This window comes from Sphingopyxis macrogoltabida, from assembly GCF_001314325.1.
Taxonomy (GTDB): Bacteria; Pseudomonadota; Alphaproteobacteria; order Sphingomonadales; family Sphingomonadaceae; genus Sphingopyxis; species Sphingopyxis macrogoltabida.
The window spans coordinates 79,286-95,893 of sequence record NZ_CP009430.1 but is presented as its reverse complement, the minus strand read 5'-3'; the positions used below and the strand labels follow the sequence as shown (position 1 = coordinate 95,893).

At 61.6% G+C, this 16,608-nt stretch carries 14 protein-coding genes; 10 read left to right on the top strand and 4 right to left on the bottom strand.

The genetic code is table 11. The features are described from left to right. Positions 1-53 precede the first annotated feature (53 nt). From LH19_RS29565 to LH19_RS25420, 3 genes are all read left to right on the top strand, one after another. On the top strand, positions 54-1,934 hold the full coding sequence (locus tag LH19_RS29565) for a TonB-dependent receptor (RefSeq protein ID WP_234716238.1): 1,881 nt from the start codon (positions 54-56) through the stop codon (positions 1,932-1,934). Then, positions 1,838-2,955 (top strand): IS3 family transposase gene (locus LH19_RS25425; protein ID WP_234716247.1). Its coding sequence is split into 2 segments (ribosomal slippage): positions 1,838-2,042 and positions 2,042-2,955, totalling 1,119 coding nucleotides; the frame shifts between segments, so codons are not numbered across the junction. Before LH19_RS29565 ends, LH19_RS25425 begins: the two co-directional genes overlap by 97 nt. Positions 2,956-3,162: 207 nt before the next feature. Beyond that, the gene (locus LH19_RS25420) at positions 3,163-3,558 is read left to right on the top strand and encodes a TonB-dependent receptor (RefSeq protein ID WP_145923675.1); all 396 of its coding nucleotides are present in this window, start codon (positions 3,163-3,165) and stop codon (positions 3,556-3,558) included. Positions 3,559-3,751: 193 nt separating this feature from the next. Here the strand turns inward: LH19_RS25420 and LH19_RS25415 are convergent, their stop codons facing one another. Further along, positions 3,752-4,891, bottom strand: a complete 1,140-nt coding sequence (locus tag LH19_RS25415) for an MFS transporter (RefSeq protein ID WP_234716246.1) — start codon at positions 4,889-4,891, stop codon at positions 3,752-3,754. A 219-nt stretch (positions 4,892-5,110) separates the two neighbouring features. Between LH19_RS25415 and LH19_RS25410 the strand changes: the two genes are divergently transcribed. The 7 genes from LH19_RS25410 to LH19_RS25380 all read left to right on the top strand — a co-directional run bounded on the left by LH19_RS25410 (position 5,111) and on the right by LH19_RS25380 (position 13,286). Beyond that, a complete protein-coding gene (locus LH19_RS25410) occupies positions 5,111-7,348 on the top strand; it encodes a molybdopterin-containing oxidoreductase family protein (protein WP_234716237.1) in 2,238 nt (745 codons plus the stop codon). A 145-nt stretch (positions 7,349-7,493) separates the two neighbouring features. Beyond that, positions 7,494-8,231, top strand: a complete 738-nt coding sequence (locus LH19_RS25405) for a FadR/GntR family transcriptional regulator (protein WP_054734577.1) — start codon at positions 7,494-7,496, stop codon at positions 8,229-8,231. A gap of 356 nt (positions 8,232-8,587) precedes the next feature. Further along, positions 8,588-9,415, top strand: coding sequence for an enoyl-CoA hydratase/isomerase family protein (locus LH19_RS25400; protein WP_054734574.1), 828 nt, complete (start codon positions 8,588-8,590; stop codon positions 9,413-9,415). Positions 9,416-9,432: 17 nt separating this feature from the next. Beyond that, a complete protein-coding gene (locus tag LH19_RS25395; protein WP_054734571.1) occupies positions 9,433-10,590 on the top strand; it encodes a thiolase C-terminal domain-containing protein in 1,158 nt (385 codons plus the stop codon). 6 nt (positions 10,591-10,596) lie between these two features. Further along, positions 10,597-11,001: a Zn-ribbon domain-containing OB-fold protein gene (locus LH19_RS25390; RefSeq protein ID WP_082396391.1), complete on the top strand. Its 405-nt coding sequence runs from the start codon at positions 10,597-10,599 to the stop codon at positions 10,999-11,001. Between the two features lie 8 nt (positions 11,002-11,009). Continuing rightward, the gene (locus LH19_RS25385) at positions 11,010-12,047 is read left to right on the top strand and encodes a phosphotransferase family protein (protein ID WP_054734565.1); all 1,038 of its coding nucleotides are present in this window, start codon (positions 11,010-11,012) and stop codon (positions 12,045-12,047) included. 33 nt (positions 12,048-12,080) lie between these two features. Next, positions 12,081-13,286: an acyl-CoA dehydrogenase family protein gene (locus LH19_RS25380; RefSeq protein ID WP_054734561.1), complete on the top strand. Its 1,206-nt coding sequence runs from the start codon at positions 12,081-12,083 to the stop codon at positions 13,284-13,286. Between the two features lie 19 nt (positions 13,287-13,305). Here LH19_RS25380 and LH19_RS25375 read toward each other — a convergent pair whose 3' ends face one another. Genes LH19_RS25375 through LH19_RS25365 form a run of 3 tightly spaced genes read right to left on the bottom strand, consistent with a single transcriptional unit; the run spans position 13,306 to position 16,608 of the window. Beyond that, complete coding sequence (locus LH19_RS25375) at positions 13,306-14,142, bottom strand: SDR family oxidoreductase (RefSeq protein ID WP_054734555.1); 837 nt, start codon at positions 14,140-14,142, stop codon at positions 13,306-13,308. Positions 14,143-14,146: 4 nt separating this feature from the next. Continuing rightward, a complete protein-coding gene (locus tag LH19_RS25370) occupies positions 14,147-15,118 on the bottom strand; it encodes an SDR family NAD(P)-dependent oxidoreductase (RefSeq protein ID WP_145923673.1) in 972 nt (323 codons plus the stop codon). A gap of 14 nt (positions 15,119-15,132) precedes the next feature. Beyond that, positions 15,133-16,608: an aldehyde dehydrogenase gene (locus LH19_RS25365; protein ID WP_054734551.1), complete on the bottom strand. Its 1,476-nt coding sequence runs from the start codon at positions 16,606-16,608 to the stop codon at positions 15,133-15,135.

Sequence of the window (16,608 nt, the reverse complement as noted above, 5' to 3'; positions counted from 1 at the left end):
TGCGCGTAATTTCTGCGCTACCACAGGGAGAGGGAATTATGACTGGATTCCGCTTGCGCGCCGTCGTTTCGGCTTCATTGCTCGCAATGGCATTTCACGGATCGGCGAACGCGCAAACGGCGAGTCCGGAGGAGGGCACCGCGGAGACAGCGCCGCCGAGTGGGGGCGACATCGTCGTCACGGCGCAGCGCCGCGCGGAACGCCTCGAAGATGTGCCGATCGCGGTTGCCGCCGTCAGCACCGAACGCATCGAAACGATGGGCATTATCAGCGCAAAGGACGTCCAGCTCCTTGCGCCGGGTCTCAATTTCGAGACCAGTTACGGCTACGCTCAGCCCTATATTCGCGGCATCGGATCGCAGAGCCCCACCCCCGGCATCGAGGCTTCGACCGCAATCTATATCGACGGAATCTATCAGCCGCACGCAGCTGGATCCCTTACCGACATTTTCGACATGGCTGGTGTTCAGATTCTCCGCGGAGCCCAAGGAACGCTCTACGGCCGGAACGCCTCGGGCGGCGCTATCCTCTACAGCTACGCTGAACCAGTCCTCGGCAAGAGTTCGCTCAAAATGACCGCCGAATATGGCAACCGCGATCATGCGCTGATCTCCGCCGTGGCGAACGCCCCGCTGTCGGACACGATCGCGATCCGTCTTGCCGGCCAGATCACTCACTATGGCGGCTATCTTCGCAATATCGTGGATGGCCGCGACTGGGGCGGCCGAACTTCCTACAATGTTCGCGGCAAGGTCAAATGGGAAGTCACCCCCGATCTGACCGCCGATCTGACTGTCGAGCAGTTTCACAGCGACGATGCAAACGCGACGCAGGCCGTGCGCGGCCCCAAGGAATATTGCCTTGCGTGCAATCTGCCGATCCCGGGTGCAGATCTCAACCCGACCGAGGGTTATTTCGATATCGCGACCAACAGCCACCAATCGTCCTGGGATTACGACTTCTTCCGGGCGTCGCTCAAATTGACCTATGCGGTCGATGATTTCACGATCAACAGCCAGAGCTATTATTTCAATAACAGGGCCCGCGTCTTTTCGAACCAGGGGAATGCCGCAACCTTTTCCTTCTTCGACTATGATCCCGATCAAGGCGGAAAAGTGTATGGACAAGACCTCTCCTTGGTCACCAGTTTTGGCGGTGCCTTCGACTTTATGGTGGGCGGATCCTATTCGCATGCCGACGACTATAATCACACGACCTTCAATGGCCTGGCGTTCGGCGGGCTGACCGATTTGCGAACCGAGAATTTCGTCCCGACGACATCGACGGCCGGTTTTGCCGAACTTTATGTCAGGCCGATCGATCGAGTGACCATTACCCTGGGGGGCCGGTACACGCACGACAATCGCAAACTTCGCGGCGTGCGATCGCCGTCGGCGTTGCTCGCGTATGACCCGGGCGCAGATCCCGAGTTCCGGCAGGAAACGTCGAGCAATATTTTTACTGGCCGCGCCGTGGTAAATCTCGATCTCGACGATTTCCACGTCTACGGCGGCTGGACGAGCGGCTACAAGGCTGGCGGATTCAGCACCGTCGCTCTTCGCCCAACCACGATCATCACGCCCGAGCGTATCGACAATTATGAATCCGGCATCAAATATGTATCGCCCGGTCGAGATTTTCGAGCCAACCTCGCGCTCTTCTATTATAAATATCGCAACGCCCAGGTCACGATCACAGACCTGAGCGCCGGCGGTGATCTGCCCCCCGCTGAGTGGCCCAGAGACTATGATAGTCTGGACCATGAAAGGGACATTGAATGCCGAGCAAGAAGCACAAGCCGGAAGAGATCATCGGCAAGCTGCGTGAAGTTGAGATTGTGCTGGCGCAGGGAGCGAGCACGGCTGAAGCCTGTCGCCGGATCGCGGTCAGCGAGCAGACCTATTATCGGTGGCGCAAGGAGTATGGCGGCCTGAAGACCGACCAGGCGCGGCGGATGAAGGATCTGGAGAAGGAGAACCAGCGGCTGCGCCGGGCGATCTCGGACCTGACCTTGGACAAGCTGATCTTGCAGGAGGCTGCACGGGGAAACTTCTGAGCCCCGCGCGGCGGCGGCGCTGCATCGATCAGGTACGACGGGATCTGCCAGTCCGGGTATCCGAGCGACGGATATGCCGGGTGCTGGGTCAGCATCGATCGACGCAGCGCAAGATGCCGCGCGGGGCGGATGACGAACAGGCACTGACCGAGGACATCATTGCATTGGCGAAGCAATATGGTCGTTACGGCTACCGCCGGGTCACGGCGTTGCTGTGCCATGCGGGATGGACGGTGAACCATAAACGTGTCGAGCGGATATGGCGGCGTGAAGGACTGAAAGTCCCGCAGCGCCAGCCAAAGCGCGGGCGTCTATGGCTCAATGACGGATCGTGCATCCGGCTACGCCCCGAATATCCGGGGCATGTCTGGGCCTACGATTTCGTCGAGGGGCGGACGCATGACGGTCGCAAGTTCCGCATCCTCACGATCATCGACGAGGCCAGCAGGGAATGCCTGGCGCTCATCGTTGCACGGCAACTCAAGCATGAGGATGTTCTGGCGGCCCTGGCCGACCTGTTCATCTCGCGTGGGCCGCCAGCGCATATACGATCCGATAATGGTAGCGAGTTTATCGCGACCGCCGTCCAGAAATGGCTGGGGCAGATCGGCGTAAAGACCCTCTATATCGCGCCGGGATCACCATGGGAAAATGGCTATAACGAAAGCTTCAACGGGTCGCTTCGCGACGAACTGCTCAATGGCGAGATCTTCTACAGCCTCGCCGAGGCCAGGGTGCTGATCGAGGCATGGCGGCGGCATTACAACACCGTCCGCCCGCATAGCAGCTTGGGCTACCGGCCACCGGCACCGGAAACGGCGACACCGCCATATCCGGCCTCCGGTTCCGCTTCGCTCCACCTCCGTCCGGATATGGCGGCGATGAGCTTAATGCACTAACAAACCAATCGGTCCACTCGGTGGGGGCAGACCAGCGGCCAGGTCCTCGCCAATGCCGGTAGCGCCCGCGGCTATGGCGGCGAATTTGATTTCGATTGGGATGCCGCCGAGTGGCTCAACCTATTTGCGTCCGCAGCCTACCTCGACGCCAAATATCTCGACTATCCGAATGGCTCGATCGTCGTCGTCGATCCGGTGACGAACACGTTGGTCAACGCATCCGCGGACCTGGCGGGCGTGCGGCTTCCACGCGCACCCAAATGGACGCTCACCGGCGGGTTCACGATCAAGAAGGAATTGTCCAGCGACTGGCAGTTCCAGTTGAGCGCCAATGCCCGCTACACCACCAATTACGACTTTTACCCCGCCGCGCTTGGCCCGCTGCAGTTCGCACGCCAAAAAGCCTATGCGCTGGTGAACATGTCAGCCGATATCCGCAAGAATCTGGGTAACGGCGACCGTGCCTTCTCGATCGGCGTTTATGCAAATAACGTGACCGATACGAGATATTTCTACCAGAAGAATACGCAGGCTACTTTTGGCCTCTCCGACATTGTCGCCGAACCGATTGGCTACGGCGTACGGACCTCGATCACCTTCTAAAGGGACGAAGGATGATCGGCGGGCTCGGAGGTGTGTGCATTGGCCCCACGCCTCCGGGCCAAACTTCCTCAGCGTGAAATGCCGCAGCGCGCCTGTGACTTGAAGCTTGAACAACGCCGCGGCGCCCCGCGCCCACAACTTCCAATTCTTCGCCGTTACAGTGCCCCGTCGCCCGCTCACGCAATGCCAGCCCTCAACGACTCGCCTCGCCCGACGACACGAACCTTCTGATCTCGAGAAACGAAAAGAGAGCGGCGTTGAGAAGCATCAGAACGACAAAGGAGACGAGAAGGAGCTGATAGCTTCCGAACAGGTCGAAGATGACCCCCGACACGATCGGGATGCCTGCACTGAAGGGAAGTTTCAGCAAATAGAGAAGCCCGAGGCCGCGGCTGAAATTGCGTTCATCAAGCCAAACCCCGAGCGTTGCAGTGAGCAACGGAACCGCGGCGCCGCCGCTGCAAAAGCCGATAATGCCACCGACAACCATGATGACCGCCGCGTTGCCGCCAAAGAGGAAGAGGGTGGTCCATGTGATCGCCTCGAGGGTAGCCAGCAACACGAAGGTCCGCGAGGGGCCGGCCCGGTCGACAATCACGCCCCATGTCGGTGCGCCGACCATGCTTCCCAGGCCGTAGCAGGACAACGCCACCGCCGCCCATTCGAGCGCTATGCCCTTTGACAAGGCATAGGGGACGAGCACGATTGCCATTGTCGCGCCCGCGGCGACAAAGGTCCCATTTCCGAACCAGATAATCCAGAAGGTGACGGTCTTCAGCATATCGCGGCGCTTTATGATGCCCTGCTCATCGGCGCGCACGTCGGTGCCCTCGCCTGCGATCGACGGCAGACCTCGCGCGCCCCCGGGCCGGGAAATGACGAAGGCGAGGAGCGGAATCAGTCCGAGCGAAAGCAAGGCGCCTGCCGCGAAGACCGCGCGCGGCCCGAAGGCAAGCATGACCGCGGCAATGATCGGCGGAAAGAGAAAGAGTGCGATCGGGATGTTCGCGATCCCGAGCGCCCGTCCGCGCTTGTCACCGAACCAGTTGATGACGAGGGTCGAGGTCGCCACATGGCTGAGCATGCAATAGGCGGGACCGAGCAGACAGGCATAAATGGCAATGAAAGCGTAGATGCTGCTCACAAAATAGAGGGCGGCATGCCCGATCGCGAAGAGGGCCGCGCCCGTCATCATGATCAGCCGGATCGACTTTCGCCGCAGCAGATCGCCGATAAAGGGCGCGACAAGCGCTTGCGTCAGCAGGATCGCAGGCATGCCGGCGGACGCAAGGGCCCGCGTGGTATTGAACTCGGCCTGGACCCAGGTGACCATCGATCCGTTGATGCCATAGGCCAGCCCCACCGCGCAGGTCTGCGAAAAGATTGCGAGGATGACCATGCGCCAGCCAAGATAGAGCCGGCCCGATTGCCCTTCTCCCCCTCCCACGCCCACAGTTCCAGCTCCGCTTGCGACAGTTGCTTTCCCAACGGGGCCCATCTTTTTCGTCCTGCCCATTGCTTGGAGGCATGCATTGCGCTGCATCCTCTTCCGGTGTACTGTCAGACAATCGTACTGAACCGCGAAAGTGTCAAGGAGCCGCGGGTGCCAACAACCGAGTATACTTTCTGCCGCAACTGCACCGCGCAGTGCGGGCTCGAAGTCACGATCGAGGATAATCGCCTTCTGTCGGTAACCGGCGACAAGAACCAACCGCTGACGAAAGGATATTTTTGCCCGAAAGCTCTCGCGAGCAACGATATTCACAACGGCGAGGACCGGCTGTTCGAGCACCGCAAAGGCCGCGGAGCCGCGCAAACGGGCGTCGAGGCGCAGCCCGCATTCGACGAAATTGGCGAACGATTGCGCCACATCATCGATGAACATGGACCCCGCGCCGTCGGTCTCTATTTCGGTACCGGCGCGAACATGAATGCGATGGCGCATTCGGCATTTCGCGCTTTTATGCACGCGCTGGGCTCACCTTACATCTTCTCGAGCATGACGCTCGACCAGTCTGCGAAATGGGTCAACATCAGCCGGATGGGAATGTTCGCACCAGGTCCAAGATATATCCACGACGCCGACGTAGGACTCATGGTCGGGTCGAACACTGTCCTGACGCATGCAGCGGTCCGCGGCGTCCCGGCCGCCAATCCGCGCAAGTGGCTGAAACAGGGAAAAGAAAACGGTCTGAAGCTGATCGTGGTCGATCCGCGATTGACCGAAACCGCCCGGCTGGCCGACTTGCATCTCCAAATCCGCCCCGGCGAGGATATCTGGCTGTTCGGCGGAATGATCCGGCTGGTCCTCGATAATGGCTGGGAAAACCGCGAATTTTGCGATCGCTGGATCGGGTCGCTCGATGCGTTGCGGGAAGCCGTCCGCGAATTTGACCTCGACCGGGTTGCCGAACGTACAGGCCTGCCATCAAGCCAGATCGAGGAGGCGACCAAATTATTCGCGACAGCGGCACGGCCCAGCGCTGCGACCGGTACCGGGCCGAACATGAGCCCGCGGTCCAACCTCGCCGAACATCTGGTCATGGTCCTCAATGCTATTTGCGCCGGCTATCGCCGGGCCGGCGATCCGGTGACCAATACGGGTTATTTGTTCGGACCCAACGAGGTCCAGGAACGCATCATCCCTCCCAATCGCAGCTGGGAATGCGAGCCAAAGTTGCGGAGCCGTGACACGGGCCGCATCTTCGGCGAGTTCCCGACCGCGCTGCTTCCGGATGAAATTATCGGCAAGGGAGAGGATCGCCTGCGCGCCCTGATCGTGGTGGGCGGCAATCCGGCGATGGCGCTGGTCGATCCCGGCAAATCGCTCGCGGCATTCGACGCGCTTGAACTGCTCGTGACGCTCGACGTCCGATCGACGGAGACGACAGCGATTTCGGATTATGTCATCTCGACGAGCCTTCCTTATGAGCATGACGACATCACCGGAATGTTCGATGGCTATAATCCGATCGCCTACGCGAATGTGGTGCGCGGATTCATGGAACGCCCGCACGGCATCGTCGACGACTGGGAGTTCTTCTGGGAGATCGCGCGCCGCCTTGGCCTCCAGCTCGAACTGAAGCGTCCGCAATATCCGGCAGCCTATGAGACTGTCGTCGGCCCCACCCTCGCCCTCGATATGACCGCGAAGCCCGAAGTGGCGACTATCTTGCGCTTCTATGCCTCGACCTTCGGCCGCACCGACTATGACGAGTTGGTCGCTGCGCCCCATGGCGTCCGCCGCGACGATCTCGTCAACAGGGTGCTGCCAGCATCGCAGGACGACGGGTTTCGCCTCGACCTTCTGCCGCCCGACGTCGCGCGCGAACTTGCGGAAGCGATCGCGGAACCGAGGTCGGAGGCATTCAAATATCGGCTGACGACACGCCGGCTGCTCTATACGGTGAACAGCGCCTATCGCCACGCAGGGCGCACGCGCAAACGCTTTCCGACCAACCCTGCTTCAATGAACCCGTCGGACATGGCGGCCGAAGGGCTGGAGACCGACGACTGGATCCGGATTACCTCTGCCCATGGCAGCGTCGTTGCGCGCGTCGAAGCCGATCCGACGATCCGCAGCGGCGCGATCAGTCTCTCGCACTTGTGGGGAAAGCTTCGGCAGGAGGACGATCCCGACGGGCGCACCGGCGCCTTTAGCGGTCACCTGTCTTCACTCGATATAGCCGAACTCGAGTCCATCAATTTTATGCCCATCCAGTCGGCCGTTCCCATCAATATCGCCCTCCACAGCAAAGCGGATTCCGGATGCGATGACGCTCGGGTCTAGCCCCCGCCCCGCAGCGCCGCTAAGCGTCAGCTACGCCGATACCGGCGGCGAGCTTGACAGGCTGGCGTTCGCGGTAAACCTTGCAGTTCGCTACCACATGTTCCAGTGTCAATCTGGGAAACCCGACAAAGAAATGGAATAGAAATTGTTCGCCAAGCTCGATGTCACACCTGCGTATCGCCGCGTTTCCGATATGGTCGGAGAAATGATCACGTCCGGGCAACTCTCAGCGGGCGACTGGCTGCCGACAGAGGCCGAGCTGTCGGACCAGTTGGGCGTGAATCGCTCGACGGTTCGCGAGGGATTGCGGGGCCTGGAACATGAGGGCCTCGTCCGCCGCGACGGCAAGCGGCTGCGTGTCGCCATTCCCCATTATGGCGAGCTGGCATCGCGCGCATCGCGAGCCTTGGTCTTGCACCAGATCACGTTCCGCGAACTCTTCGAAGCTTCACACGCGATGGAGACGATCACGGCGACCTTGGCGGCAAAGAATATTACCGACGACCAATTGCGCGCGCTCGAAAAGAATATCGCTGAAATGAATGCTTCGATCGACGATATCGACAGTGTCGTGGCGCTGGATATAGAGTTTCACGACATCATTGGCGAGGCAGCGAACAACCGGGCGCTGAGCCTTGCGCGCGAACCGATCTCGCTGCTCTTCTATCCCGCGGGCAGAATCATATTGTCGCGCCTTGAAACGCAAAAGCGCGTTCTGGACGCGCATCGCAAGATTTACAGCCTCATGCGCGAGCGTGACGTCGAAGGCGTCGAAACGTGGATGAAGCGGCATATGTCCGACATGAAACGCGGCTATGACCAGATCGGCATCAGTATCGATGGCCCCCTCGATTTCGTCGCGGCCGCCGTTCCCGACAATTAAGGGCGATAGTCCCTCGGCGGTTGCCCCCGCACCGCCAGCGCAATTCTCTACTCAATAGTTCCTTTCGCCGGTCGGTACATCGCGACTGATCGCGCGTTGGGGTCCGGCTGCTGTCTCAAGACTCCGCAGCTTCCAGACGCAACTTGTCATGTCATTTTGACCAATGTCCGACAACCGGTTTTTCCGAAAATCGACACCATTCAATTGACAGGCGCCGCTGCTTGAACTAGTCCGATTGTCGGACATTGAAATTGTCACATCATCGACAGCGCGTCCATGCGCTTTGACAATTCGAAGTCCCCATCGCGGCGTTCAAAAAACGCCGCGATTGCGACAGGGAATGTGGAGATTGATCGATGGTCGGAGCAACATCCGAAATCAAACTGGTATCGAATGACACCAATCTTATCCTGTTCGAAAGGATTTCCGAGGGCGTCGTCCAATTGTCGCTAAATCGCCCGGATCAAAAGAATCCGCTCGACTGGGCTACGGTCAAGGCCCTTCGAAGCCATGTAGTCAGTCTTGAGGACGATGCTACCGTGCAGCTAGTCCTCATTCGCGGCCAAGGCGGAACATTTTCCGCGGGCGGCGACCTCATCGGCTATATGGAACTCTACCGGAATCCCGACAATTTTGCGAGCTTCCTCGACGATTTCTACCAGCTATTCGAGGCTATGGAGCGATCTTCGAAGACTTTTGTCGGCATCATCGAAGGCTATTGCGTCGCCGGCGGTCTGGAGCTTCTGCTGGCTTGCGACATCGTGATTGCCGCGCATTCGGCCAAGATCGGTGACGGTCATCTCAATTTCGGTCAGCTGCCGGGCGCGGGTGGGTCGCAGCGGCTACCGCGCGTCATCGGCCCGATGCGTGCCCATTATTTGATGGCGACCGGCGCGCTGGTGGGAGCCGAAGAGGCCGAACGGATCGGACTCGTTTCGAGGGCAGTGCCCGACGAGCAATTGACCGAGACGATCGATGGCCTCGTCGCCGACCTCTGCCGCAAGAGTCCTCTCGGCCTGAAAGGACTGAAATACCTGCTCAAAGAGGGGCTTCGAGGGGATCTTCAGACCGGCTTGCAGCTCGAGATCGATTATGTCCTCAACTACGCCACCACCGCGGCCGACGCCTCCGAAGGGCTCGTCGCATTCCAGGAAAAACGCCGACCGCGGTTCGTCGGCCAGTAAGAGATTAGGCACCTTCCATGTGGAACCTGCGCGACCAATTCGCCATTTCCGGTATCGGATATACGTCCTTCACGAAGAATTCGGGCGTCACTGTGCTCGAACTTGCCTCCGAGGCGTGTCTGAAGGCATGCGCCGACGCCGGTATCGACCCCAATGAAATCGACGGCATCATCAGTTTCAATTTCGGGGATTCGGTCCCGTCGATGGCGGTCGCGACCGCGATCGGACTCGAAAGCCCGCAATATGTCGCCGAGTTCAACTCGGGCGGAAACGCCGCCAACCTGATCGTTCTGACGGCGACTGCGATCCTCAAGGCCGGACTTGCCAAGAACATCCTGTGCTTCCGCGCAATGAACGGCAGATCCGGCTTCCGACTGGGCGGCAGCCGGGACCTCGCGGCCTATGGCGTGACCCAATATGCCGCGCCGTTTGGCTGGATAACCTATCCCCAGGCGATGGCCATGTGGTGCCAACGGCACATGATCAAGCATGGCACGACGAAGGAGCAGCTTGGTTCAGTCGCAGTGACCTTCCGCGATAACGCGCTCCTCAACGACCGGGCGATGCTGCGGACGCCGCTCACGATGGACGATTATATGGGCGCCCGGAAAATCGTCGACCCGTTCGGCCTCTATGATATCTGCCTCGAAAGCGATGGGGCCTGCGCCGTTGTGGTGACATCGGCCGAGCGCGCCCGCGACATGCGGCCCAAGCCGGTCTATATTTCCGGCGGCGCTTACGGAGGCGGTCCCAACCAGGGTGAAGATACCTTCGACGCCATTCGCTGGGATGACCATGCGGAAAATTTTGCGGCCTATATCGCCGATCCGCTGTGGAAGAGTGCCGACATGGCGCCAACAGACATCGACGTCGCCGAAATCTACGACTGCTTCACTTATAGCGTTCTGATGGCCCTTGAGGGGCTCGGCTTCTGCAAGCCCGGCGAGGCCGGGGGTTTTGTCGAAAGCGGAGGCCTGAAACGCGACGGACCTCTCCCAACCAATACGCACGGCGGATTGCTGTCGGAAGCCTATATTCACGGTTTCAACCATGTAATCGAAGCCGTGGAACAGTTACGCGGCGAAGCCGGGGCGCGGCAGGTCCCGAATGCCCGGACCGCGCTCACCACCGCTGGCGCGATGACGTGCGGCAGCGCCATGATCCTGAGGAACTGAAATTTAATGCAACCACCCTTGCCCGTACCAGACCACCTTTCCGCCTTCTTCTGGGAGGGCTGCAAGGTGCACGAACTTCGGCTTCAGCGCTGCGGTGATTGCGCAAAGGTGCGCTTCCCGCCAGGTCCGGTCTGCCCGAAATGTCGATCGGCCAACACCGAGATATTTGTCAGCGAAGGCCACGGCAACGTCTATAGCTGGATCGTCGTGCGGCATCCGATCCCCGCCGAGGTCTATGCTTCCGAGGTTCCTTATGTCGTCGCGCTGATCGACCTCGACGACGGCACGCGCATGCCCGGCAACATCATCGATTGCGAGCCCGAAGCAATTTCGGGAGGAATGCGGGTCGAACTGCTTTTCAAGGACGTGACGGACGACGTCTCGTTGCCGCAGTTCCGGCCGGCCCTTTAGTCGTCTGCATGGCCACCTCTCAACTCGACGCCATTTCCGATGGCCTGGATAAAAGCCGGCTCGGTGCGTTTCTCGCTCGCAGCCTTCCGGGCGACTGGGGTCGGCTCTCCGCGACGCCCTTTGTTGGCGGGCAATCGAATCCGACCTATCTGCTTGCCGCAGGACCGGAACGCTATGTTCTGCGCAAGCAACCTGCCGGGACTCTCCTTCCGTCAGCGCATGCCGTCGACCGCGAATACCGGATCATGGCCGCGCTCGCGCCGACCGGGGTCGCCGTCCCGCGCGTGCGCCTGTTCAGCGACGATCGCGGCATCGTGGGCACGCCATTCTATGTCATGGACTTCGTGAACGGCCGCCTGTTTCGCGATCCCCTCTTGGGCGAGCTCGAAAGCGACGAGCGGGCTGCCGTCCATGATGCGATGAACGATATGCTGGCCCGGCTCCATCACGTCGATCCTGCTGCGCACGGCCTTGGCGACTATGGTAAGGCGGGCGACTATTTCGCGCGCCAGATCGCACGCTGGTCCCGTCAGTATCGCGAGTCCGAAACGCAGCCGATCGCCGCGATGGACGAACTGATCCGGCGCCTCCCGGGTCTCATTCCCGATGATGGCCGCGTAGCCATTGCGCATGGCGATTATCGGCTCGAGAATTTGCTGTTTCATCCCGACCGACCGGAAGTTCTTGCCGTACTCGACTGGGAACTGTCGACGCTTGGGCACCCGCTCGCCGACCTCGCCTATAACTGTTTCTGCTACCATCTTCCCGAACGGGCCTTTCACGGACTTGCGGATCGCGATCTCGCGGGGAGCGGGGTGCCGTGCGAGGAGGAGTATGTGGCGCGCTATGTGGCGCGTACGGGGCGGCCGCTCGACGCGCCATGGGGTCACTACATGGCGTTCGCGCTGTTTCGTCTCGCCGCGATCTTGCAGGGCGTCCTTCGCCGCGCCCTCGACGGTCAGGCGGCTTCGCCCGACTCGCTCCAGCGCGGTGCGCTGGCGGGGCTATGCGCGGAGGCCGGGCTCGCCGCACTCGATCGAAAATAAGCGACATTCCCTGAAAACGCGAGGAACGACTTCATGGCCGGTGAACAGCCGCAGGAAACCAGTGCCCTAAAGGCGCGTTTCGACAAGTTTATGGAAGAGCGGGTCGCCCCCGCCGAGCCGACATACAACCTGCAGCATGCCGCCGGCGCGGACCGTTGGGTGCACCCGCCGATCTTCGAGGAGCTCAAGGCCGAGGCGCGATCGCTTGGGCTCTGGAACCTGTTTCTTCCCGATAGTGAAAGCGGCCCTGGACTCAGCAATCTCGAATATGCTTCCTTCTGCGAAGCAATGGGGCGCATCCCGTTCGCCGCCGAGCTGTTCAACTGTTCGGCGCCCGATACCGGCAACATGGAAGTCCTGGTTCGCTACGGAACCGAAGAGCAAAAGCGGACATGGCTGGATCCCCTGCTCGCGGGCGATATCCGCTCCTGCTTTGCCATGACCGAACCCGCCGTCGCGTCGTCCGACGCGACCAATGTCGAGGCGACAATCGTTCGCGACGGCGACGACTATGTCATCAACGGTCACAAATGGTGGACATCGGGCGCGATGGATCCACGCTGCAAGGTCGCGATCCTGCTCGGCAAGACCGATCCGCGGGCGGAGACGCATCGGCAGCAATCGATGATCCTGGTCCCGCTCGACACGCCCGGCGTCAGGATCGTTCGGCCGCTGACCGTCTTCGGATATGACGACGCGCCGCACGGACACGCCGAGACCATCTTCGAGCAGGTCCGCGTGCCGTCCTCGAACCTCCTTTTGGGCGAGGGGCGCGGCTTCGAGATCGCGCAGGGACGTCTGGGCCCCGGTCGTATCCATCACTGCATGCGGGCGATCGGTTTGGCTGAGCGCGCGCTCGAACTCATGTGTCGCCGCGCCGAAAGCCGCGTCGCGTTCGGCAAGCCGCTTTCCGAGCAATCGTCGCTACGCGAGCGCATCGCCGAATCGCGAATGGAGATCAGCCAGGCCCGCCTGCTAACGCTGCATGCCGCCGACATGATGGACCGCGTCGGCAATAAGGCCGCCCGGTCGGAGATCGCGATGATCAAGGTGATTGTCCCGCGCATGGCCTGCAACGTCATCGACCGGGCCATTCAGGCGCATGGCGGCGCCGGCGTATCGGACGATTTCCCTTTGGCGGCGGCCTATTCGCTCGCGCGCACGTTGCGCCTCGCCGATGGACCCGATGAGGTTCATCTGGAGACGATCGCAAAGCTCGAACTGAGAAAATACCGATAGACACTTTGGCGCGCGAGCCTCAAAGGGATCGGAACCGCTCCGCCAGCTCCGCAGGCCCCAGAAAACGGGACACGCCGTCGTGATATCGCGAGACGCTGGGTGCCGCTGTCGCACCCGCATCGACGGTGATCAGCTGGCCCGTGACCTGCCGGGCATCGTCGCTTGCCAGATAGACGAACGCACGGGCGATTTCCTCGGGGAACGTCGGCAGACGCATCGGCGACGCGGCGGCGCTGCGTTGCGCGGTTTCGTCAGCGTCGGCGCCCAGCGAGCCCATGCTGAGCGGGGTGACGACGAAGCCCGGCGCCACAGCATTCACCCGGATGCGATGCGGCGCAAGTTCCGAAGCGACCGAACGCGTCAGTCCGACGATGGCGTGCTTGGCCGTGGTATAGGGATGGGCTCCGAGCCCGCCTTGCAGCGAAGCAATGCTGGCGGTCGTCAGGATCGACCCGCCCACGCCGCGCGCGATCAGGGCCGCAGCGGCGTGCTTCGTCCCGAAGAAGGCGCTGTCGAGAAGGGTCGCCATCGTGGCGTGCCAATGGGCTGCATCCATCGTTGCGATCGATCCGGCGCCGCCGATCAGCCCTGCATTGTTGACGATACAGTCGAATGACCCGAAACTCTGTTGTGCCATCGCGATTGTTGCCGCCACCTCGGTCTCGCGTGTAACGTCCGCGTGCAGGTATCGCGCCGCGCCGCCCAGCGACGCCGCAAGCGTTTCACCACGCTCATCCTGGACGTCGGCGACGATGACGCGCGCGCCTTCATCGACAAAAGCGCGTGCGGTGGCGGCGCCGATTCCGCCGGCCGCCCCCGTGATCACCGCTACCTTGTCGTGCAGCCGGCCGGCCACGAGCCTAGCTTCGGGCCGATATGGCGGCCTGCGCCTCGACCAGCGCGACCGTCCGTGCGACAGCCTCGTCGGTGTCGCGCGCTGTCTGGCAACCGGCGTCGGACAGGATCGCGTCGAAATGGTCGCGAACCAGTTCCGGAGTAGGCGCCGGATCGATATAGCCGTCGCCCTCGGTGACGAACACGCGCGCGAAGCGACCGCCGCCCGCGTCCAGGATCATTCCGTTCACGGGGCATGTGCGGTGCGCAAGTACCGCCGCAAGCGGGGCAACCTGGTCGACATGGGCGTGGCGCTCGAAATGCGCGCGGTGCTCTTCGTCGGGAATGCCGGCGGCAAGACGCGTGTAAGCCAGCGGCGCGATCGCGTTGATCGAAATCCCCAAGGACGCTCCCTCTACCGCGAGTGCGTGGGTCATGCCGATCACCGCGCCCTTACCCGCAGCATAGCCACACAGACCGCGCTGACCGTGAATCGCACCGGAGGATGTGACAAGGACTATTCGCCCATAGCCCTGCTCCTTCATCGGCCGCCACGCAGCGCGGGCAATCAAGAAGGCGCCCTTGGCATGAACATCGATCATCGAGGTGAAATCGGCGAGGCTGGTGCTGCCGATGTCGCCGCTTCGCACGAACCCCGCGTTGTTGACCACTGCGTCGATCCGGCCAAATCCTTCCAATGCGGTGGCGACCGCCTGTTCGGCGCCGGCTTCGGTCGAAATATCGCTGCTGTCCGCAATCACGCTTCCGCCCGACCGCCGCAAATCTGCCGCCGCAGCTTCCGCAATGTCTGGCGATGGATCGACGCCCCCCGCCGACACGCCGATATCGTTGAGGACGACATGCGCGCCTCGCGAGGCGAGAAGTTCGGCATAGGATCGTCCGAGGCCGCGGGCCGCGCCGGTCACCAGCACGACCTGGTCCGCGAACGACATTCTTCCTGTCACGGTGCCGGCCTCACCGACAACTGTCTGTGGCACGCCAATCTCCCGGTTCACGCGAGCGCCTCGGCGCGCGCCAGATCAAAGGCCTGACCCGGCGCGAGGCTTACCGACCGGAACTTATAGTGGGACGCCATGCCTTCGGGTCCGTTTTCGAGCCCGAGGCCCGACTGCTTGCGACCGCCGAACGGCCCGCCGCCGCCCGCAAAAATCCCGTCGTTCACGACGAGGCTTCCCGTGTCGATGCGCTCGGCCAGCATGGCACCCCGCTCGATGTCAGAGGTGAAGATGCCGCCGCCGAGGCCATAGTCCGAGTCATTGGCGATACGGACCGCATCCTCGATCGTATCATAGCGAATGAGCGATATGACCGGTCCGAATATCTCTTCCCGGGCAATACGCATGTCATTGGTGACCCCGGAAAAAATCGTCGGATTCACATACCATCCCTTGGTCATTACCGGCCGTCCGCCGCCGACTGCCAGCGTTGCCCCCTCCTCGATGCCAGAGCGAATGAAGCCCTCGACGCGGTCGCGGTGGCGTTCGCCCGGCAGTGGACCCCAATCGGTATCGGGGTCGCGCGGGTCCCCAATCTTGCGGGCTGCAATCGCAGCGGCAAAGCGATCGATAACCTGTTGTTCGCGATGCGCCGGAACCAGGATGCGCGTGTTGGCGACGCAGAGCTGGCCATTGTTGAGCATCGTCTTGTTCATGACAACATCGAACTGGCCGTCGAGATCGAAGTCGTCGAGAATGATCCCGGCCGACTTTCCCCCTAGCTCAAGAGTGCAGGGCCGCAGCATGCCGCCACATGTCGCGCCGACATGCCTGCCCGCAGCGGAACTTCCGGTAAAGCTGACCTTGTCGACACCCGGATGGGCAACAAGATACTGGCCGACGTCGCGATCGCCCGGGACGATGTTGATGACGCCGGCGGGGAGCCCCGCTGCGATTGCGGCGTCGCCGATGACGTGACTGCTCAGCGGTGAATCGGGCGACGGTTTGATGACGATCGGGCAGCCTGTGAGCAAGGCCGGGACCAGCTTCAGCATGAGTCCAGAAAGTGGAACGTTCCACGGTACAATCGCGGCAACGACCCCGACCGGATCGCGCGTGACGATGACTTTACCGAAAGCGCCGTCGCGAACTTCGCGCAGGGGAAGTTGCCGGACGACATCTATGCCATCATAGATACGCTGGCCGAGGCAGGTCTGGGTCGCCGGCCCTATGAACTTGCGGACACCGCCCATTTCGTTGATCTGCAGATCGATCGCCTCGCCGACCAGAGGCTCGAGGCATTTGGCGAAGCGCGTCATCGCCTCGCACCGCTGGTCGATACTCATCCTCGGCCATTCGCCCTCTTCGAAGGCGTGCCGCGCGGCCGCTACGGCGCGGTCGATGTCGGCAGGAACGGCGACTGGAATCCTACCGTAGATCTCTTCGGTAATCGGCGAGATCACGTCGAAGCTTCCGTCGGATTCGGGAGCGACCCAGCGTCCGCCGATAAAGAAACTGTCGTGAACGATCAT